This is a genomic window from Magnetospirillum sp. ME-1 (assembly GCF_002105535.1).
In the GTDB taxonomy this organism is placed as follows: domain Bacteria; phylum Pseudomonadota; class Alphaproteobacteria; order Rhodospirillales; family Magnetospirillaceae; genus Phaeospirillum.
In genome coordinates this window covers 2,509,723-2,529,968 of record NZ_CP015848.1, presented here as the reverse complement: position 1 = coordinate 2,529,968, position 20,246 = coordinate 2,509,723, and the positions used below count along the sequence as shown (strand labels likewise).

Annotated in this window: 18 protein-coding genes; 4 read left to right on the top strand and 14 right to left on the bottom strand. The window is 66.8% G+C overall.

What is annotated here, in order from left to right:
• Positions 1 to 24: 24 nt before the first annotated feature.
• The 4 genes from WV31_RS11955 to ahcY all read right to left on the bottom strand — a co-directional run bounded on the left by WV31_RS11955 (position 25) and on the right by ahcY (position 5,065).
• A complete protein-coding gene (locus tag WV31_RS11955) occupies positions 25 to 1,128 on the bottom strand; it encodes a microcin C ABC transporter permease YejB (protein ID WP_085373774.1) in 1,104 nt (367 codons plus the stop codon).
• Positions 1,125 to 2,900, bottom strand: coding sequence for an extracellular solute-binding protein (locus WV31_RS11950; protein ID WP_085373773.1), 1,776 nt, complete (start codon positions 2,898 to 2,900; stop codon positions 1,125 to 1,127). Before WV31_RS11950 ends, WV31_RS11955 begins: the two co-directional genes overlap by 4 nt.
• Before the next feature lie 45 nt (positions 2,901 to 2,945).
• Positions 2,946 to 3,593 (bottom strand): FecR domain-containing protein, encoded by a 648-nt coding sequence (locus WV31_RS11945; RefSeq protein ID WP_085373772.1) that lies wholly within the window; start codon positions 3,591 to 3,593, stop codon positions 2,946 to 2,948.
• Positions 3,594 to 3,664: 71 nt separating this feature from the next.
• Positions 3,665 to 5,065, bottom strand: a complete 1,401-nt coding sequence (ahcY, locus tag WV31_RS11940; protein WP_085373771.1) for an adenosylhomocysteinase — start codon at positions 5,063 to 5,065, stop codon at positions 3,665 to 3,667.
• Positions 5,066 to 5,233: 168 nt separating this feature from the next.
• Here ahcY and WV31_RS11935 point away from each other — a divergent pair, with 168 nt between their 5' ends.
• On the top strand, positions 5,234 to 6,448 hold the full coding sequence (locus WV31_RS11935; protein WP_085373770.1) for an AAA family ATPase: 1,215 nt from the start codon (positions 5,234 to 5,236) through the stop codon (positions 6,446 to 6,448).
• A 12-nt stretch (positions 6,449 to 6,460) separates the two neighbouring features.
• Here the strand turns inward: WV31_RS11935 and WV31_RS11930 are convergent, their stop codons facing one another.
• From WV31_RS11930 to WV31_RS11900, 7 genes are all read right to left on the bottom strand, one after another.
• On the bottom strand, positions 6,461 to 6,874 hold the full coding sequence (locus WV31_RS11930) for a cupin domain-containing protein (protein WP_085373769.1): 414 nt from the start codon (positions 6,872 to 6,874) through the stop codon (positions 6,461 to 6,463).
• 19 nt (positions 6,875 to 6,893) lie between these two features.
• On the bottom strand, positions 6,894 to 8,714 hold the full coding sequence (ptsP, locus tag WV31_RS11925; RefSeq protein WP_085373768.1) for a phosphoenolpyruvate--protein phosphotransferase: 1,821 nt from the start codon (positions 8,712 to 8,714) through the stop codon (positions 6,894 to 6,896).
• Between the two features lie 10 nt (positions 8,715 to 8,724).
• Entirely contained in the window at positions 8,725 to 9,018 is a 294-nt protein-coding gene (locus tag WV31_RS11920) for an HPr family phosphocarrier protein (RefSeq protein WP_085373767.1), read from the bottom strand.
• A complete protein-coding gene (locus tag WV31_RS11915) occupies positions 9,018 to 9,425 on the bottom strand; it encodes a PTS sugar transporter subunit IIA (RefSeq protein WP_085373766.1) in 408 nt (135 codons plus the stop codon). The genes WV31_RS11920 and WV31_RS11915 overlap by 1 nt, the downstream gene beginning before the upstream one ends.
• Positions 9,426 to 9,495: 70 nt before the next feature.
• On the bottom strand, positions 9,496 to 10,440 hold the full coding sequence (rapZ, locus tag WV31_RS11910) for an RNase adapter RapZ (protein ID WP_085373765.1): 945 nt from the start codon (positions 10,438 to 10,440) through the stop codon (positions 9,496 to 9,498).
• A complete protein-coding gene (locus WV31_RS11905) occupies positions 10,440 to 10,871 on the bottom strand; it encodes an HPr kinase/phosphorylase (RefSeq protein ID WP_085373764.1) in 432 nt (143 codons plus the stop codon). The genes rapZ and WV31_RS11905 overlap by 1 nt, the downstream gene beginning before the upstream one ends.
• Positions 10,872 to 10,923: 52 nt before the next feature.
• A complete protein-coding gene (locus WV31_RS11900; RefSeq protein ID WP_237051275.1) occupies positions 10,924 to 12,714 on the bottom strand; it encodes a lytic transglycosylase domain-containing protein in 1,791 nt (596 codons plus the stop codon).
• A 291-nt stretch (positions 12,715 to 13,005) separates the two neighbouring features.
• Here WV31_RS11900 and WV31_RS11895 point away from each other — a divergent pair, with 291 nt between their 5' ends.
• The 3 genes from WV31_RS11895 to WV31_RS11885 all read left to right on the top strand — a co-directional run bounded on the left by WV31_RS11895 (position 13,006) and on the right by WV31_RS11885 (position 17,986).
• On the top strand, positions 13,006 to 13,935 hold the full coding sequence (locus tag WV31_RS11895) for a DUF1848 domain-containing protein (RefSeq protein ID WP_085373762.1): 930 nt from the start codon (positions 13,006 to 13,008) through the stop codon (positions 13,933 to 13,935).
• Between the two features lie 387 nt (positions 13,936 to 14,322).
• Positions 14,323 to 16,908, top strand: a complete 2,586-nt coding sequence (acnB, locus tag WV31_RS11890) for a bifunctional aconitate hydratase 2/2-methylisocitrate dehydratase (RefSeq protein ID WP_085373761.1) — start codon at positions 14,323 to 14,325, stop codon at positions 16,906 to 16,908.
• A 280-nt stretch (positions 16,909 to 17,188) separates the two neighbouring features.
• A complete protein-coding gene (locus WV31_RS11885) occupies positions 17,189 to 17,986 on the top strand; it encodes a hemerythrin family protein (protein ID WP_145980858.1) in 798 nt (265 codons plus the stop codon).
• A gap of 38 nt (positions 17,987 to 18,024) precedes the next feature.
• Here WV31_RS11885 and WV31_RS11880 read toward each other — a convergent pair whose 3' ends face one another.
• The 3 genes from WV31_RS11880 to WV31_RS11870 all read right to left on the bottom strand — a co-directional run bounded on the left by WV31_RS11880 (position 18,025) and on the right by WV31_RS11870 (position 20,241).
• On the bottom strand, positions 18,025 to 18,870 hold the full coding sequence (locus WV31_RS11880) for a glucosaminidase domain-containing protein (protein ID WP_085373759.1): 846 nt from the start codon (positions 18,868 to 18,870) through the stop codon (positions 18,025 to 18,027).
• 246 nt (positions 18,871 to 19,116) lie between these two features.
• Positions 19,117 to 19,665, bottom strand: coding sequence for a NifU family protein (locus WV31_RS11875; protein WP_085373758.1), 549 nt, complete (start codon positions 19,663 to 19,665; stop codon positions 19,117 to 19,119).
• A 108-nt stretch (positions 19,666 to 19,773) separates the two neighbouring features.
• Positions 19,774 to 20,241, bottom strand: coding sequence for a universal stress protein (locus WV31_RS11870; RefSeq protein WP_085373757.1), 468 nt, complete (start codon positions 20,239 to 20,241; stop codon positions 19,774 to 19,776).
• Positions 20,242 to 20,246 lie beyond the last annotated feature (5 nt).

Here is a 20,246-nt window from a genome sequence, read left to right as displayed (position 1 = left end):
GGAAATGTCGTATAGCTCTCGTCCTCATCCGCCCCTCCCCTCGAAGTCGATGCGGGGGTCGACCCAGTGATAGGTGAGGTCGCTGACCAGATTGAGCACCAGACCCAGCAGCGAGAAGGCGTAGAGCGTGCCGAACATCACGGGGTAATCCCGGTTGCTCACCGCCTCGAAGCCCAGCAGGCCGATGCCGTCCAGCGAGAAGATGATCTCGACCAGCACCGAGCCGGTGAAGAGAATTCCCACCAAAGCGCGGGGAAAGCCGGCGACGATCAGCAGCATGGCGTTGCGGAAGATATGGCCGTAGAGGATGCGCCGCTCGCTCAATCCCTTGGCCCGGGCGGTGACCACGTACTGCTTGTTGATCTCTTCCAGGAACGAGTTTTTGGTCAGCATGGTGAGACCGGCGAATCCCCCAACTACCAACGCGGTTACGGGGAGCGCCAGATGCCAGAAGTAGTCAAAAGCGCGGGTCAGGAAGGGCGCTCCCTCCAGGCCGGGCGAGGTGAGGCCGCGCAGCGGAAACCACGAGAAATACTTTCCCCCGGCGAACAGGACGATCAGGGCGATGGCGAACAGGAAGCCGGGCACGGCATAGCCGATGATCACCGCCCACGAGGTGGCGACGTCGAAGCGCGAACCGTCGCGCCGGGCCTTCCAAATGCCGAGCGGTATGGACACCAGATAGATGATCAGCGTGCTCCACAGTCCCAGCGAGATGGAGGTGGGCATCTTCTCGATCACCAGACCCACCACCGAGGTATCGCGATAGAAGCTCTTGCCGAAATCGAAGCGGGCGTACTGGCCCATCATCAGCCAGAAACGCTCGTGCGCCGGACGATCGAAGCCGAACTGGCGCTCGATCTCCTTGATGAAGTCGGGCGGTAACCCTTGCGCCCCGCGATAGGCCCCCTGGTTGCCCTGGGCGGGCGCGGCCTTGACCGGGGCGGTCTCGCCCGAGCCCGAGCCGGAGACGCGGGCGGCGGCGTCCACCGCCGTACCCTGCAGCTTGGAGATCATCAGCTCCACCGGTCCGCCGGGGGCGAACTGCACCACGGTGAAGTTGATCAGCATGATGCCGAACAGGGTGAGCGGGATCAGGGCCAGACGGCGCAGCGTGTAGGCGATCATTTCTTCACCCACCAGGTCATCAGCTGCACCCCGTTGGCCGGCGTTACCTCGGGCATGCCGAACTTGTCCCACCAGACCAGACGGTCGAGGCCGAGATGCCATTGGGGAATGACGTAGTCATTCCACAGCAGCACCCGGTCCAGCGCCCGGGTGCGGGCCACCAGGGCTTCGCGGTCAGGCGCCGCGATCACCTGCTCGATCAGGGCGTCGACGGCCGGGTTCTTGATGCCGGCCAGATTCTGGCCGCCCGCCGCGTCGGCGGATTCGGCCCCCCAATAGCCCAGCTGCTCGTTGCCCGGCGACTGGGACTGGCCCCACACATGCACCACCATGTCGAAATCGAAGTGGTCGAGACGGTTCTTGTACTGGGCGGTATCGACGGTGCGCACGCTTGCCTCGATGCCCAGGCGGGCCAGATTGCGGGCGAACGGCAGGGTGATGCGCTCCCAGGCGGGCTGGACCAGCAGGATCTCGAAGGCGAAGGGCTTGCCGTCCTTCATCAGCTTGCCGTCCACCACGTCCCAGCCGGCTTCCTCCAGCAGCTTCATGGCGGCGCGCAGATTGGGGCGGATGTTGCCATCGCCCTCGGTGGCGGGGGGCCTGAATTCGGTGGTGAACACCTCGGGCGGGATTTGGCCGCGCAGCGGCTCCAGCACCGTCAGCTCGGCAGCCGACGGCAGGCCCGTGGCGGCCAGTTCCGAGTTGGCGAAGTACGAGCCGGTGCGCTTGTACTGGCCGTAGAACAGGGTCTTGTTGGTCCACTCGAAGTCGAAGGCCAGACCGAGCGCGCGGCGGACCCGGACATCGGCGAACAGCGGGCGGCGCAGGTTGAAGGCATAGCCCTGCATGCCGGCCGGGCGCTGGTTGGCGAAGCCCTGCTTCCTGCCCCGCCCGTCCTTCAGCGCGCCCCAATCCTCGTAGGCGGTGGCCCACTTCTTGGCCTCGTTCTCGGCCCGCCAGTCGTATTCGCCGCCCTTGAACGCCTCCAGCGCCACGGTGGTGTCGCGGTAGCTGTCATAGCGGATGCGGTCGAAATTGTGCTCGCCCCTGCGGACGGGAAGCTCGGCCCCCCAGTAATCCTTCACCCGCTCGTAGGTGATGGTGCGCTGGGTCTCGAACGTAGCCACCTTGTAGGGGCCGCTCCCTAAGGGCGGCTCCAGGGTGGTGGCGGCGAAGTCGCGGCCTTGCCAGTAATGCTTGGGCAGGATGGGCAATTGCCCGACGATCAGCGGCAATTCGCGGTTGTCGCCCGGCTTGAACGAGAAGCGCACCCGGCGCGGCCCCAGCACCTCGACCTTGTCCACGGCGGCGTAATAGAAGCGGTAGCGGGGATGGCCCTTGGCCTTCAGGATCTCGAACGAGAACGCCACGTCCTCAGGCGTGATGGGCTTGCCGTCATGCCAGCGGGCCTTGGGCCGCAGGTTGAACACCACCCACGAGCGGTCGGCGGGCACCTCGACGCTTTCGGCGATCAGGCCGTATTGGGAAAACGCCTCGTCGGCGGAGCTCGCCATCAGCGTCTCGAACGGCAGGTCGGCCCCGGCCGGCGGGTCGCCCTTGACGATGAAGGGGTTGAGCGAATCCCACCCGCCGATCTCGGCTAAGCGGATCTCGCCGCCCTTGGGGGCATCCGGGTTGACGTAGTCGAAATGCCGGAACCCCGGCCCGTACTTGGGCGCGCCGTGCATGGCCAATCCGTGCACCGGATGCACGGTCTCGGCCCCGGCGGGCAGGGCGATCAGCAGGCAAAGGGCGGTCAGCAGGGCACGCATGGGGCCAGAGTTTGGGGCCAAGCGGGCTTAGGGGCAAGGGGGGTGTTACCTCGTCACGAACGGCGGCACCCGGCCCACCAGGGCTTCCAGCATCACCAGCTCCTCGTCGGTGTGGTTGGTGACCATGTAGGGCTCGATGGCCGGCTGGCGGCCGGGGCCGAAGATGCGGCGCGGCGCGTCGTGGTGGCGGGTGCGGACCTCTTCGGCCTTGTCGGGGGCGGCGTCGGGGCTCAGCACGGCGTGGCCGTAGCACACGCAGATGTCGGTGGCCGCCGGGCGGGCTTCCAGATAGGCGGCGGTGCCGCGGATGCCCACATTGGCGTGGGGCGTCTTCAAGGTGATGACCTTGGGGCCGAATACCGACAGCAGGCGGCCGCTCTCCAGGTCGATCCGGCGCCCGTCCGGGCCGTCGGAGACGGTCACCGTGCTTTCGGCGCGCAGCAGGAAGGCGTCGTCGCCCAGGGTGAACACCGCCGTGCCATTGGGCCCGGCGGCGACCCTGTCACCGGCGGCGATGGCGCTGCCCGTCCGGGCGGGGCGGCCGTTGACCATGACCTCGCCGTCGCTCCTGTTCAGGCTTCCGCCCCTGGGCGCCATGGCCGAGGCCGGACGGAGCGAGCCGAAGGCCGCCAGGGCCGCCATGCCGGTCAGCAGGCGGCGGCGGCTGGGGCCGGATTTTCCACAGGTGCACATGGGGTTGCCTCCAAGAAAAAGCCCCCTCCCGTCGCCGGAAGGGGGCTTCGCCGGTTTACGGTATTCGCAGTCTAGTACCGATAGGTTTCAGGCTTGAAGGGGCCTTCGACGGCGACGCCGATATAATCGGACTGCTTCTGGTTCAGCTTGGTCAGCGTGGCGCCCAGCTTGGCGAGGTGCAGCTTGGCCACCTTCTCGTCCAGGGTCTTGGGCAGGACGTAGACCTTCTTCTCGTACTTGCCGGGATTGGTGAAGATCTCGATCTGGGCCATCACCTGGTTGGTGAACGAGGCGCTCATCACGAAGCTGGGGTGGCCGGTGGCGCAGCCCAGGTTGACCAGGCGGCCCTCGGCCAGCAGCAGGATGCGGTTGCCGCCCGGGAACTTGATCTCGTCCACCTGCGGCTTGATGTTGTTCCACTCGAAATTCTTCAGGCCGGCGACCTGAATCTCGGAATCGAAGTGGCCGATGTTGCAGACGATGGCGCGGTCCTTCATGGCCCGCATGTGGTCGACGGTGATCACGTCCACGTTGCCGGTGGTGGTGACGAAGATGTCGCCGCGCGGAGCCGCCTCTTCCATGGTGGCGACCTCGTAGCCTTCCATGCAGGCCTGCAGCGCGCAGATGGGGTCGATCTCGGTGACGATGACGCGGCAGCCCTGGGACGCCAGCGACTCGGCCGAGCCCTTGCCCACGTCGCCGAAGCCGGCGACCACGGCGACCTTGCCGGCCAGCATGACGTCGGTGGCGCGGCGGATGCCGTCGACCAGCGATTCACGGCAGCCGTACTTGTTGTCGAACTTGGACTTGGTCACCGAATCGTTGACGTTGATGGCCGGCCACAGCAGGGTGCCCTTCTTCTCCATCTCGTAGAGACGGTGCACGCCGGTGGTGGTCTCCTCGGTCACGCCGCGGATGGAGGTGCCGTTGCGGGTGTAGAAGGTCTTGTCGGTCGCCAGCTTCTTCTTGATGGAGGCGAACAGGACTTCCTCTTCCTCGCAGGTCGGGTTGTTCAGCACCGAGATGTCCTTCTCGGCGCGCATGCCCAGGTGGATCAGCAAGGTAGCGTCGCCGCCGTCGTCCAGAATCATGTTCGGGCAGCCGCCATCGGCCCACTCGAAGATGCGGTGGGTGTAGTCCCAGTACTCTTCCAGGGTCTCGCCCTTGGTGGCGAACACCGGAATGCCGGCGGCGGCGATGGCGGCGGCGGCGTGGTCCTGGGTCGAGAAGATGTTGCACGACGCCCAGCGGATGTCGGCGCCCAGAGCCTTCAGCGTCTCGATCAGCACGCCGGTCTGGATGGTCATGTGCAGGGAACCGGCGATGCGCGCACCCTTCAGGGGCTGCTTCGGCCCGAATTCCTCGCGGGTGGCCATCAGGCCGGGCATCTCGCTCTCGGCGATGTCCAGTTCCTTGCGGCCCCAAGCGGCCAGGGAAATGTCGGCAACCTTGTAATCGGTGAAGGCGGTCATGGCGGTCCCTATAACACGTGGTTTTCCAGCTAGGGCCTGTGTAGCAGGCCTTGGGCCAAAACGCAATATGATATAAAGATATCTTTATGTGGGTATGGGGCTCAAAGCGTAGTTTAATGAATTTAACGGCTAGTTTGCTAATTCCAATAATCTTGCTATGATTTGCGCATGGATCGTCGCACAAACCCATATAATCCCGGGGCAGGCGTGCAGCCTCCGGAACTCGCGGGCCGGGATGCCCTCCTTGAGGACGCCTCCATCGACATGGAGCGCATCCTTGCCGGCCGTCCGGCCAATGGCCTCATGCTTCTGGGATTGCGGGGCGTTGGCAAGACCGTTCTCCTCAACCGCCTATACAAGACTGCTGGCGATATGGGGTTTCAGACGGCGAAGATTGAAGCTCCTGAAGGAGGTATGCTGCCGCGACTTCTTGTCCCGGAATTGAGGCGGATTCTGCATATTCTCGATTTAAAGGCCGCCTCGGGCGCTAAAGTTCGGGCAGCAATGTCGGCGGTACGCAATTTTGTCGGCGTCTTCAAAATTTCTGCCGGTGACATGGAGTTCAGCCTTGAGCCGTCGCCGGGCATCGCGGACACGGGCAATCTTCAGCAGGATCTTCCGTCGCTTATCGTCGCCGTTGCCGAGGCAGCGGCGGAAAAAAATTCCGCCATCGGCCTTTTTCTCGACGAGGTCCAGTATCTGTCCCCGGATGAGTTGGCGGCGGTGGTCGTTAGTTGCCACGAGATATCGCAGCGCAATTTGCCGTTCTATTTCGTCGGTGCCGGATTGCCGCAGATAGCGGCATTGGCCGGGAATGCAAAATCTTATGCGGAGCGTCTTTTCCGTTATCCCGAGATCGGGCCTCTTGACCCGGATTCCGCGAAGCGGGCGCTTGTAAAGCCCGCCGAACACGAGGGCGTCTCGCTCGATGCCGATGCCATCGCCGAAATTCTCCATCTGACGGCCCGGTACCCCTATTTCATTCAGGTGTGGGGAGCCCAAGTCTGGAATGCGGCCCCGGCAAGTCCGATCCGGCGCCAAGACGTCCTGGCGGTCACAGATACCATCGTCGCATTCCTTGATGCGAATTTCTTTCGGGTCCGTTTCGACAGACTGACGCCGCTTCAGCAAAAATACCTGAGAGCCATGGCTGAACTCGGCCCGGGGCCACACAAGACCGGCGACATCGCATCCGTGCTTGGCGTCCTGCCGTCAGCGGTGGCAACCACCCGGCAACAGTTGATCAAGGATGGGATGATCTGGAGTATGCGCCACGGTGAAACGGCCTTTACCGTTCCCATGTTCGACGCCTTCATGAAAAGACAAATGCCGCAATTGGAGCAGCATGTCCCTCAGCGTCGTCCCCGCCCTGAAAAACCATAAGCCGAACCAAATCTACTTCACCAGGCTGACATTGGCCGTCCCCTCGGCGCCCATGAAGACGCAGAGGATGCGCACCGGCCGGTCGGTGAGGTTCAGCCCCTTGTGCGGCACGGCCATGGTTTCCATCAGGGCCTGGCCCTGGGTGAAGGTGCGCCGGCCGTGGGGGCCGTAATCCACCACCACCTCGCCTTCCAGGATGTAGGCGTACATGGGGGCGGGGTGCAGGTGGAGCGCCGCCTCGGAATGCGGCCCCAGGGTGACGATGGTGGAGGTCACCCGGGCCGGGCCGCTGTCGGGATAGCGGATGGGTTCGCCCATCACCGTGGTGGCGGTGGAGAGCAGTTCCACGGACGGATAGGCGTTCTGGGCGAAAGCGGCGGGCGCCATCCCCAGCAGGGCCAGGAAGGCGGCGAACAGGACGCGCATGACGGTTCCCCCTTAAGCTTCAGCGGCTTTCGAATTCGTCGAGCAGCTGGCCGATCTTGCCGGAATCGGTCTGCTCCATGATGGTGCGGGCCAGGCCTTCCGCGGCGGCCAGCGACATGGAGCGGATGCGGTTCTTCACCACCGGCAGATTGGACGTGGTCATGGACAACTCGCGCAGGCCGAGCCCCAGCAGCAGGGGCGCATAGCGCGGATCGCCGGCCATCTCGCCGCAGACGCTGACCGGGATATTGGCCCGCTGGGCGGCCTGGGCGGTGAACTGGATCAGGCGCAGCACCGCCGGATGCAGCGGGTTGTAGAGATGGGCCACCGCCTCGTCGGCGCGGTCGATGGCCAGGGTGTACTGCACCAGGTCGTTGGTGCCGATGGCGAAGAAATCGGCGTGCCAGGCGATGGAATCCGCCGACAGCGCCGCGCCGGGGATCTCGATCATGGCGCCCAGCGGCGGCAGGGTGTCGGGCAGCGGCACCTTGGCCTTGCGCAGGCGGCGCACCACCCGGTTCATCACCTCGCGGGTGGCGCGCAACTCGCCCACGGTGGCGATCATGGGGATCAGGATGCGCACCGGGCCATGGATCGCGGCGCGCAGGATGGCGGCCAGCTGGGCCTCCAGCAGATCCTGGCGGGCGAGGCCTAAGCGGATGGCGCGCAGGCCCAGCGAGGGATTGGGGCCGATGGTGCAGCCCAAGGCCGGGGCCAGCTTGTCGCCGCCGGCGTCGAAGGTGCGCACCGTGACGGTCCGCCCGCCCATGCGCTCGATGACATCCCGAAGGATGCGGTACTGCTCGTCCTCGCTGGGCACGTCGTCGCGGTTCATGAACAGGAACTCGCTGCGCAGCAGGCCGATGCCCTCGGCCCCCGAATCCAGTACGGCCGCCACTTCGTTGGGCAGTTCCATGTTGGCCTGCAGGCCGATGCGTCCGCCGTCGCGGGTGATCGCGGGCACGTCCTTGAGCCGGGCCAGCACGCGGCGCGCCTTCAGGAAGGCGGCGCGTTCCTTGCGGTAGAAGGCCTGGGTCTCGGCCAGGGGATTGATCACCACCAGGCCGTTGGAGCCGTCGATGATGACCGTCTCGCCGCCCTTTACTCCGGTCAGCAGATCGGCGATGCCCAGCACCGCGGGCAGACCCAGCGAGCGGGCCATGATGGCGGTGTGGCTTTCGCTGCCGCCCACCGAGGCGGCCAGGCCGGCCACCAAAGCGGGGTCGAGCAGGGCGGTGTCGGCCGGGGTCATCTCCTCGGCGACGATCACCGCGTTTCTGGGCAGGGCGGTGAAGGGACGGTAGACGGTGTTGGTCAGCGCGCGCAGCAGGCGCCGCCCGATATCCTTGATGTCGGCGACGCGGGCGGCGAGGTAGGGATCCTCCATGGCCTCGAAGCCGCGGACGATCTCGTTGATCTCCTGCTGGACGGCGGCCTCGGCGTTGATGCGCTCGGTGCGGATGCGGCTTTCCACGCCCCTCAACAGGCGCGAGCCGTGCAGCATCTGGCGGTAGGCGTCCAGCAGGTAGCCCAGCTCCTCGCCGGCGGCGCCCCCAAGGCGTCCCGCCTTGTCCTGCAACTGCTCCACCTGACGGCCGGCATTGGCGGCGGCCTCGGCGAAGCGGGTGCATTCGGCGTCCAGCCGGTTGGCGGCGATGCGCAGCTCGGGCACCGCGATGGTGCCGGAATCGTGCAGGTAAAGGGTGCCGATGGCGATGCCGCGCGACACGCCCAGGCCGTCGCGGACGACCTCTCCGCCGGGCTCGCCGCCGGACGTGCCGGTCGGGTGGCTTCCCGCCCTGCCTCGTCCGTCCGCCGTGCCCCCCCTGCGCGTCGTCATGGACTTGGCGTCAGTCTTCGTCGAACTTGCGGTCGACCAGGTCGAACAGGGCCTCCATGGCTTCGGAGGCCTGGGCACCGCTTACCTTGAGCTCGATGGAGCAACCCGGTGCCGCGGCCAGCATCATCAGGCCCATGATGGACAGCCCCGACACCTCGGTGCCGCGATGGCCGACGGTGATCTGGGCGTCGAAGGTGGCGGCCAGCTTGACGAACTTGGCGGCGGCCCGGGCGTGCAGGCCGCGCTGGTTGGTGATGGCGGCGGTACGGACCAGTTCGCCGCCGGTATGGGTCACGTCCGACATCACTTGCGATCCTGGGTCAGCAGCTTGGAAGCGACGTTGATGTATTTGCGCCCGGCCTCCTGGGCGCTGGCGACGGCGTCGGCCAGGGGCTCGGAATGGCGCACGCTGGCCAGCTTGATCAGCATGGGCAGGTTGACGCCGGCGATCACCTCGACCTTGGCCTTGTCCATGATGGAGATGGCCAGGTTCGAAGGCGTGCCGCCGAACATGTCGGTCAGCACCACCACGCCGGACCCGTCGTCACAGCGGGCCACGCTGGCCAGAATGTCGTTGCGGCGCTGCTCCATGTCGTCGTCGGGGCCGATGCATACCGCCGCGACATTGGGCTGCGGCCCGACCACGTGCTCGAGCGCGGCGACGAGTTCGTCGGCGAGCCGGCCGTGGGTGACGAGTACCAGTCCGATCATCTCAATCCCCCTTGGGCGGGTGACAAGCCGGTTCCCCCGGCCCCGATCCCCCGCGTCTTGCACAGTGACATCATGAACTTCCTTCGTCGAGTTCGCGATGGCGAAGCTCGACCTGCTCGCCGCGGCGCTTCATCCATTCGGCAAGGCGCTCGGCGGTGGCGACGGAACGGTGACGGCCGCCGGTGCAGCCGATGGCGATGGTGAGGTAGCTCTTGCCCTCGGCGGCGAAGCGCGGCAGCAGCGGCTCCAGCAGGCGGGTGAGCGAATCGAGAAACGGCTGGAAGGCCGGATCGGCGGCCACGTAATCGGCCACCGCCCTGTCGCGCCCCGTCAGCGGCTTCAGCTCGGGCACGTAATGGGGATTGGCCAGGAAGCGGGCGTCGAACACCAGATCGGCCTCGCGCGGCAGGCCGTTGCGATAGGCAAACGAGGTGACGAACACCACCAGGCCGCCGACGCTTTCCAGCCCGAAATGCCCGGCCAGCACCCGCTTGAACTCGGCCGGGGGCTGGTTGGTTGTGTCGATCATCACGTCGGCGCGAGAGCGCAGCGGCGAGACCAGGGCGCGTTCGTGGCGGATGCCGTCCAGGAGCGGCCGGTCCACCGCCATGGGATGGCGGCGGCGCGTCTCGGTGAAGCGGCGGCACAGCACGTCGTCCTCGCAATCGAGGAACAGCAGCCGCACGTTCACCCCGCTTTCGCCCATCAGGCGGTCCAGCGCCGCCAGCACCGGCTCGACCCCGAAATCGCGGGTGCGGATATCGACCCCCAGCGCCAGGGGACGCGCCATGCGCTCGCCCGGACGCACCAGACTGGCCGCCAGCGAAAGGGGCAGGTTGTCCACCGCCTCCCAGCCCATGTCCTCCAGCGCCTTCAAGGCCATGGTCTTGCCCGCCCCGGACATGCCGGTGACGATCACCACGCGGCTGTCGCCGCCATCGGGCACCACACGGCTGTCGCCGCCATCGGGGCTGGCCGGGTTCGAATCCGTCGGGCTGGAGTGCAGGTCGCTCATCACGGCGGCATTATATCTCGCGTCGAGGCGCCCATCGCAAGGCGAACCTTCGCCGCCGCCGACGCCTCGAAGGGGGCCAGACGCAGGTGGCGGACGGGCAATCCCAGCAATTCCAAGGTGTTCGCCTCGGGCAGCCGCTCCACCTCGGATGGGCGGACGAGATCGATCAGCAGAACCAGCGGCACCCGCGCCAGATGGGGCAAACGGACCAGTCCCAGGCCGCGCGCCTCGATCATGCCGGCGATGGTGGCGGGCGGGCTGGCCAGCAGCGTGCCGCCGTCGCGCTCCAGCCGGGTCTGGTCGTCGGCCACCAGCAGGGCGCCGCCGTCGATCAGCCGCAGCGCCAGATCCGACTTGCCGCTTCCCGATGGACCGCGCAGGAGAACGCCGCGGCCCGCTATGGCCACGCAGGTGCCGTGAACGAGAGTCATGGGAAAAGGGTGGCCGCGCCACCCGCCCAAGTCAAGCCGGGCTGGGAACGACTCAGCGGCTTGCCTTGCGGGGCTTGGGCTGTACCGGGTCCTGGCCGGAATAGAGCGGCCATTCGCCCGACGCCACCGCTTCCAGGGTGTCCGATTGCTGGCCCAGGCGGCTCTGGTAGATCCAGTAGCTGGTCATCACCCGCTGCACGAAGGAACGGGTTTCCCTGGACGGCAGGCTTTCGGTCAGCAGCAGCGGATCGTCGTTGTGGCGGATGTTGGCGAGCCAGCGGCCCAGATTGCCGGGGCCGGCATTATAGGCGGCGGCCATCAGCAGCAGGTTGCCGTTGACCGGCTGCTCGTCCAGCAGCTTGGCGACGTAGCGTTGGCCCAGGCCCAGATTATGCTCGGGGTCGAGCAGGCGGTTGCGCGCATCCCGGCCGCCGACGGCGGCGGCGGTGGCGGGCATCAGCTGCATCAGACCGGCGGCGCCGGCGCCCGAGCGGGCATTGGGATTGAACGAGGATTCCTGGCGGACCAGGGCGAAAACCAGGGCCTTGTCCACCTGCCAGCCGCCCTTGGGCGTCCAGTCGGGCACCGGGAAGGCGGCGGCGTCGTGGACGCGGCCGTTCTCGCGCGGCAGCGAGCCGCCCAGGCGCACCGCCAAAGCGGGCATCTGGCCGGCATAGGCCAGGACCAGCATGGACTGGCGCACGCCCTTGCCGGCATTGGGATAGAGCTTGCGCAACTCGTCCTCGGCCCCGGTGCGGTCGCCCAGCTGCAGCAGGCCGAGAGCCCGCCGCGCGCCCGGAATGCGCATCAGGAGGTCGGCGTCGCCCTCGGTGAAGGGCGGAACTTCCCAGGAAAACTGGTTGTCATGGCCCAGTCCGGCGCGGGCCAGCAGGCCGTAATAGGACCGTTGCGAGGTGGCGGCCAGTTCCAGCCAGTGATTGACCGCCTCGGGACGCCGGGTGACCAGATTGGCCCGCGCCGCCCAGAAGGCGCCGGCGGCGGACAGCCAGTCCTGGCCATCGGCGAACTTGGCCACTTCCTCGAAGTGGCGGCGCGCCAGTTCGGGCTTGCCCAGGCGCCACTGGGCCAGGCCGGCGATCCAGTGGGCGGCGGGCAATTGCTCGCCCGAGCGCTCGGCGGAGAGGCCGGCCAGACTGGCGGCGGGTTCGTCGCGGCCGCCGGCGAAATGATCGGCGGCGACCATCAGGCGCATGCGGTCGAAATCCAGGGCGGCCATGGCCTGGGCCTCAGCCGACGCCATCATGGCCTCGACGCGGGCCGGCTCCTCGTCGCGCAGCGCCTGGCGCAGCTTGGCCTTGAAGGTCTTGACCTTGGCCGGCGAGGCTTCCACGTCGTAGGCCACCTCTTCCCAGGTGGCGCCGTCGGCCTCGAACTCGATGCCGGTGCCCTTCAGCCCGCCCTTGGTCGGGGCGCGCAGCGCGCCGACGCCCTTGCCCCCCTTGACGCCCTTGGCCAGCCTGTGGATCGCCTCGGCCTGGGGCAGGTCGGCGTATTCGGACAGCCAGGCGCGGATTTCCTGGAACTTGGGCTTGGCGCCGGGCGCCAGCAGGCGGTTGGCCAGCACGTGGCCCTTCAGCAATTCGTCGCCGATTCTGCCCAGCTCGCGGTCGGCGGCGGCCAGCTGGCCCGAGGCCTGCAGCGCCATCACCCGCTTGTAGAGCTCGGCATCGGCGGCGGAAAGGGGCTTGGGCAGGGGTGCGACACGGGCTTCACGATTGGAGCCGGGCAGGATGGCCGCCGTCTGGGCGCCATCGGCGGCGGCGATTCGCACCTTCTCCGTCTTGGCGGTTTCGCCCGCCAGGGCCGGGGAGGTGGCTGCCATGATCGCCAGCATCACTGCCGGGAGGAGCCTGTCGCGCAAGGCTGTTCTCCTCTGATACGCGGGTGGTCCGATTCGCCCGCCGCTCGCGGATCGCGCGCCGGGACCGGACCACGGGGTTATCGACAAAACCAATCGTGGTCAGCGGTTTTATAAATGACGCCCCCCTCCGGGGCAACGAAAAACGACTCGCGATTCATGAATGAATTGTAAAATTACCTGTGAAAACAATGAGATAAACTGACACCCCGAGTCGCTGTGGCAGGATTGGGCCGCAACCTTCATAATGGGGGAATGATCGTCTCGGCCAGCTATCGCACCGACATTCCCGCCTTTTACGGCCGCTGGTTCCTCAACCGGTTCCGGGCGGGCTGGGCCAAGGCGGTCAATCCCTATGGCCGGCAGGTCTCCACCATACCGCTGCGGTCCGGCGTGGACGGCTTCGTGTTCTGGACCCGCAATCCCGGTCCGTTCCGGGACGCCCTGGCGGAGATCCGCCGGGCGGAATTGCCCTTCGTCCTGCACTGCACCCTGACCGGCTATCCCCGCGCCCTGGAAAGCTCGGTGATCGAGGTGGAGCGTTCGCTTTCCCTGATGGCGGAATCGGCCAGCATCCATGGTCCCCGCACCGTGGTGTGGCGCTACGATCCGATTCTGGCCACCTCGCTGACCCCTCTCGACTGGCATGAGGAGAACTTCGCCCGACTGGCGGCGCGTCTGGAGGGTGTCGCCGACGAGGTGTCGGTGTCCTTCGCCACCCTCTACCGCAAGACCGAACGCAATCTGGCCGTTGCCGCCCGCGCCCATCGCTTCGGCTGGAGCGACCCTTCGCCCGGGGACAAGCGCGCCTTGCTGCTCCGCCTTGCGGAATTGGCCTCCACGCATGGCATTCGCCTGACCCTGTGTTCGCAGCCCGATCTGCTGGCGCCCGGCATCGAGCCGTCGTCCTGCATCGACGCAAGGCGGCTGGAGGACGTGGCCAGGGGCTGGGGTCTGGACCGGCGGATCGACGCAAAGGTCAAGGGCAACCGCCCCGGCTGTCTGTGCCACGAAAGCCGGGACCTGGGCGAATACGACACCTGCCCGCACGGCTGCACCTATTGTTATGCGGTGGGCAGCCGCACCCTGGCCAAGCGCCGTTACGCCGAACACGACCCCGAGTCCGAATTCCTGCTGCCGCCGCCCTGGCTGGGGCAGGAGGAGAAGCCACCGACCCTGCTGTGAGGCGACCCGCCCGGCGATTGAGGGACCTGGAAATAAGTGCGGCGGCCGGTGCTAGGGGGGGAAGCACCGGCCGCCGCGTCTGGCCGGCTGCCGCTCGAGAGGGGACGGGGGAGCGGCGGCCTTGGCGAGGGCCATGACGGGGATCATCGGGGGCAATTGTGGCGATTTCATGGACGCCATGCGGAGCGGCCCTGAGAATTTGTCTTTTCCCTGGACGGGCGTTGGGGGTAGTTTTCTTCCGCTTGAACCCCCACTTAAGGGTGGTATCCTGCGCACCGGACACCGGGGGCCTCGGCGGCAGCCAAGGTCGCGGTGTTTGCGTGCGTCCAACGGATCGGCCGAACCACCCGGAAGTGGGGCCGCAACCTTGATCGAGAGGATTACGCCGTGCTTGAAGCCTATCGCCAGCATGTCGCCGAACGCGCCGCGCTCGGGATTCCCCCCCTGCCGCTGTCGGCGGAGCAGACCCAGGCCCTGGTCGGCCTGCTGCAAAACCCGCCCAAGGGCGAGGAGCAGGCCCTCGTCGATCTGATCACCTATCGCGTTCCCGCCGGCGTGGACGACGCCGCCAAGATCAAGGCCGAGTTCCTGGACAAGGTGGCCAAGGGCACCGTGGCTTGCGCGCTGATCAGCCGCGAGAAGGCCGCCGAGCTGCTGGGCACCATGCTGGGCGGCTTCAACGTCAAGCCGCTGATCGAGCTGCTGGGCGACGCCAAGGTGGGCGCCGTGGCGGCCGAGGGCCTGAAGAAGACCCTGCTGGTGTTCGACTTCTTCCACGACGTCAAGGAGCTGGCCGACAAGGGCAACGCCAACGCCAAGGCGGTGCTGCAGTCCTGGGCCGACGCCGAGTGGTTCACCTCGCGCCCCGAAGTGCCGAAGTCGCTTACCGTCACCATCTTCAAGGTGACCGGCGAGACCAACACCGACGATCTGTCGCCGGCGCCCGACGCCTGGAGCCGCCCGGACATCCCCCTGCACGCGCTGGCCATGCTGAAGAATCCCCGCCCCGGCATCGAGGCGGACGAGCCCGGCAACCGCGGCCCCATCAAGCAGCTCGAGGCCCTGAAGGCCAAGGGCAACCTGGTGGCCTATGTGGGCGACGTGGTGGGCACCGGCTCGTCGCGCAAGTCCGCCACCAACTCGGTGCTGTGGTTCACCGGCGAGGACATCCCCTACGTCCCCAACAAGCGCTTCGGCGGTGTCTGCCTGGGCACCAAGATCGCCCCCATCTTCTACAACACCATGGAAGACGCGGGCGCGCTGCCCATCGAGCTGGACGTCAACCAGATGAACATGGGCGATGTGGTCGAGCTGCGTCCCTATGAGGGCAAGGCGCTGAAGGACGGCAAGGTCATCGCCGAATTCACCGTCAAGTCCGAGGTGATCTTCGACGAAGTGCGTGCCGGCGGCCGCATTCCGCTGATCATCGGCCGTGGGCTCACCGCCAAGGCCCGCGAGGCCCTGGGCCTGCCGGTCTCCACCCTGTTCCGCCTGCCGGCCGTTCCCAAGGATACCGGCAAGGGCTTCAGCCTCGCCCAGAAGATGGTCGGCCGCGCCTGTGGCCTGCCCGAGGGCAAGGGCATGCGTCCCGGCACCTATTGCGAGCCCAAGATGACCACCGTGGGCTCCCAGGACACCACCGGTCCCATGACCCGTGACGAGCTGAAGGATCTGGCCTGTCTCGGCTTCTCCGCCGACATGGTGATGCAGTCTTTCTGCCACACCGCCGCCTACCCCAAGCTGGTGGATGTCAAGACCCACCGCGAGCTGCCGGGCTTCATCTCCACCCGTGGGGGCGTGGCCCTGCGCCCTGGCGACGGCGTCATCCATTCCTGGCTGAACCGCCTGCTGCTGCCCGACACCGTGGGCACCGGCGGCGATTCCCACACCCGCTTCCCCATCGGCATCTCCTTCCCGGCCGGTTCCGGTCTGGTGGCCTTTGCCGCCGCCACCGGCGTCATGCCGCTGGACATGCCGGAATCGGTGCTGGTCCGCTTCAAGGGCAAGATGCAGCCCGGCGTCACCCTGCGTGACCTGGTCAACGCCATCCCCCTTTACGCCATCCGCGCCGGCCTGCTGACCGTGGAGAAGAAGGGCAAGAAGAACGTCTTCTCCGGCCGCATCCTGGAGATCGAGGGCCTGCCCGACCTCAAGGTCGAACAGGCGTTCGAACTGTCCGACGCCGCCGCCGAGCGTTCGGCCGCCGCCTGCTCGGTGCGCCTGGATAAGGCTCCGATCATCGAGTACATGACGTCCAACATCACCCTGATGAAGTGGATGATCGCCAACGGCTACGAGGATGCCCGCACGCTGGGCCGCCGCATCAAGGCCATGGAGGCCTGGATTGCCAAGCCCGACCTGCTGGCCCCCGATGCGGACGCCGAATACGCCGCCGTGATCGAGATCGATCTGGCCGACGTCAAGGAGCCCATCGTCGCCTGCCCGAACGATCCCGACGACGTCAAGCTGCTGTCCGAAGTGGCCGGCGCCCAGATCGACGAGGTGTTCATCGGCTCGTGCATGACCAATATCGGTCACTTCCGCGCCGCCGGTAAGGTGCTGGAAGGCAAGTCCGACATCCCGACTCGCCTGTGGATCGCGCCGCCCACCAAGATGGACGCCATGATCCTCAACGAGGAAGGCTACTACTCGGTGCTGGGCAAGTCGGGCGCGCGCATGGAAATGCCCGGCTGCTCCCTGTGCATGGGCAACCAGGCGCAGATCCGCAAGGGCTCGACCGCCATGTCCACCTCGACGCGGAACTTCCCCAACCGCCTGGGCATCGACACCAACGTCTATCTCGGCTCGGCCGAGCTGGCCGCCGTCTGCGCCCTGATGGGCAAGATCCCGACGGTGGCCGAGTACATGCAGCAGGTGAACGTGGTCAACGCCAAGGCCGCCGAAGTCTATCGCTACATGAACTTCGACAAGATCGCCGAGTTCAGCGACGTGGCCGCCAAGGTCGCCGTCTGATCCGGGGTAACACCAAATCCCGATGAGCCGGACTCATTGGGATTTGGTTAGGCCCGAAGGGCCGCGCCGCTTATGCGGCGGGAGCCAAGGGCGCACAGCGCCCGCCCGGCGACTGAGGGCGATGCGCTGATCGGTTCCGATCAGTGCATCTTGGTTTAAATAATCAAGCGAAACCCCCGCCGGGCAGCCGGCGGGGGTTTTTCTCTTTCTGATCATCGTTGCCGTCCCATTGCCACCATGGCATGCTGTCCATCCAGCCCCACGCTTCGTGGTGGAGGCCATGCCCCAGGCTCATTCAATTCCACCCAGCGGCAATCCGCTGATCGACCAGCAGCATGCGCAGCTGAACGCGTTGATTCAGCAGGCGGCGCTGGCGGCGCGCGACGGCGGCGGGCCCGAGCCGTTCGGGGCGGCTTTGGCCGAATTCCGCCGGGTGCTGGCCCGCCATTTCGCGGTGGAGAAGGTGATCTACAGCGGCGCGGGCTTCGACGCGGCGGCCAGCCATGACAGCGCCCATGCCGCGATCCTGCGGCGTCTGGACGGCATCCTCGAATCGCTGGACTCGTTCGCCACGCCGGCCTCCCGCCACCTCATTCTCGACGAGTTGGAACAGACCCTGCTGGACCACGAGATGCTGGAGGACGCCGCCTATTGGGACGCCGTCCGCGCCCATTCCGGCAATTCGCCCCTGAAATGGACGGGTTTGATGGTCATCGGCATCGATTGGGTGGATGACCAGCATCACCGCATGGTCGATCTGTTCAACCGGCTGTCACGGGCGTCGCGGGATCACGCACACGCCGACTGCGCCGACCTGATGCGGCAGTTTCTCGAACTGACCCGGATTCATTTCGCCGCCGAGGAGCGGTACCTGGAAGCCAGCGGCGGGCCGCTGTCCCATCACCGCGCCGAGCATGCCCGCATGCTGGGCCAGCTGGACGAGTTGGCCGCCGCCGATGGGCATAAGCTCGGCGTCCTGGTGGATCATTACCTGCGGTTCTGGGTGATGGAGCATATTCTGGGCATCGACCGCCGGGATCTTGGCGGTGACGGGCAGGGCGCCCGCGCTCCGGGATAGTGTAGGAGCGCGGGCGTCGCCGCCCGCCTTGCCCGAATTCAGCCCTTCCGGACCTGCGGCCGGCCCAGGCGGGCCTGATCGTAGCGGTTCAGCTCGTTGCGGCGGATCAGGGTGCGGATGGTCTGGACATAGGCGTCGCCGCGCTCGGAATAGGTGGCGAGCGCCGCCGCCATCACATGGCCGTCGGGCAGCCCGCCTTCGCCGCGGGCCTGGGCGCGCACCCGGCGCAGGCTCTCATAGGCGCGGTGGGTGTTGAGGTTGTGGACATAGGCGCGCACCGCCTCGTACAGGGTGGTGAAGTTGCGCATGCCCGAACCATCGGCCGAGGCCTCGACCGTGTGGCCGAACAGATTGCGCGAGCGGCGCACCAGCTTGGAGGTGCCCCAGCCCGATTCCTCGGCCGACTGGGCCAGCGCCAAAGAGGGAGGCACCACGTCGACGCGGGACAGAAGCTTGCGCAGATTGCCGTCGTCCACCTCGTAGCGGCTCGCCAGATCGGCCAGCCAGGCCTGGTCCGAGGCGGCGATATGCAGGCGGTTGGCCTTGCGGTTCATGATGTCGAGCAGACGCGAGCGCTCGGCGGCGATCTCTTCGTTGACCGCCAGAACCAGGGGCAGCGTGACGCGCAGGAACACCGCCTTCTTGCCCTCGATGTCGGGCAGGTCGTCGATGTCGCCGGGAACATTGGGCAGGAACAGCGGCGGCACATCGGCCTGACCGGCCGCCACCGCGTCGAGGCGATAGCCCATGCGGTCGAGGGCGGCGTTCAGCCGGGCGGCGTTGCTGACGTCGTCACCGGTGAGCATCGCGCCTTGCGGCTGTGCGGCCTCGCTCACCAGGGGACGGGGCACCGCGACGGGCGCGGCCTTGTCTTGAAGAACCATCCAGTAAAGCCCGCCAACCGCACCCAGAAGGGCGGCGAAACTGACGGCTGTGAAGATTCGGGACCCGATCGACCCGCATCGCATATCGGCCTGCCTCCATTTTGTTGCAGTGCAATATCGACGAAGACCATACCCGAGACGATTGAGCTAGATCAACCAAAAACCGCCCGATATATGAACAGAAACGGAACGCGCCCCGGGCCGGGGCCTCGGGGCGCGCAGGACAAACCGTGCGATCAGAGGTGGTTAGTCCACCGCCTGAACGGCCATCACCTCGGGAACATAATACTTCAGCATGTTCTCGATGCCGTGCTTCAGGGTGGCGCTGGAGCTGGGACAGCCCGAGCAGGCGCCCTGCAGGTGCAGGTAGACGATGCCGTCCTCGAAGGCGCGGAAGATGATGTCGCCGCCGTCCTGGGCCACGGCGGGACGCACGCGGGTATCCAGCAGCTCCTTGATCTGCATGACGATGCCGTCGTCGTCGCCGGTGGCGGCGGCCGCCTCGGAGCCGGGATTGATCACCGGATCGCCGGAATTGAAGTGGTCCATGATGGCCGCCAGCACCTGGGGCTTGACCACCTGCCAGTCGGCGGAATCGGCCTTGGCCACGGTGATGAAGTCGGTGCCGAGGAACACGCTGCCCACGCCTTCGATGGCGAACAGGCGGGTGGCGAGCGGCGAGCCGGAGGCGCGCGAGGAATCGGCGAAATCGGCGGTGCCCTGGCCCATCACCACGGTGCCGGGGAGGAACTTCAGGGTGGCGGGATTGGGGGTGGGTTCGGTCTGGATGAACATGGGGGTCCTTACGATTCGGGGCACGGAAACTGCCCCATAGTAGATGGCGTCACCGATCTCCGAGTCAAGGAGTAGGATGAAGCCTGACCGATGGCGGAAGGCGCGCCCCTAGCAGATGGCGTCGATCTGGTCCGGCGTCAGGCTGCCCGGCACCAGGGTGAGCGGCACGCGCAGCTTGCCGATATACTTGCCGGTGAGCGCGGTGACCAGCGGTCCCGGCCCGCCCGGTCCGGTGTCGGCGGCCAGCACCAGCACCGAGATGGACGGCTCCTCGGCGATCAGGGCGATCAGCTCGTCCCTGGGGTTGCCCTCGCGCACGTACAGCACCGGCATGTGGCCCGACATCTGGTTGACGTCGCCGGCCAGGCGGTTGAGAAGCTCCTCGGCCGCCTCGCGCGCTTCGGCCCGCATCAGATTGCCGATGGAGGCGAAGTGCTCGTACTCGGTGGGCTCGATCACCCGGAGCAGCGCCACCTGCCCGCCGGAGGAATAGGCCCGGCGGCAGGCGAAGCGCAGCGCCGCCTGCATCTCGGGCGAATCGTCCACAACCACCAGGAAAACGCGATTGGTCGGCATGATGT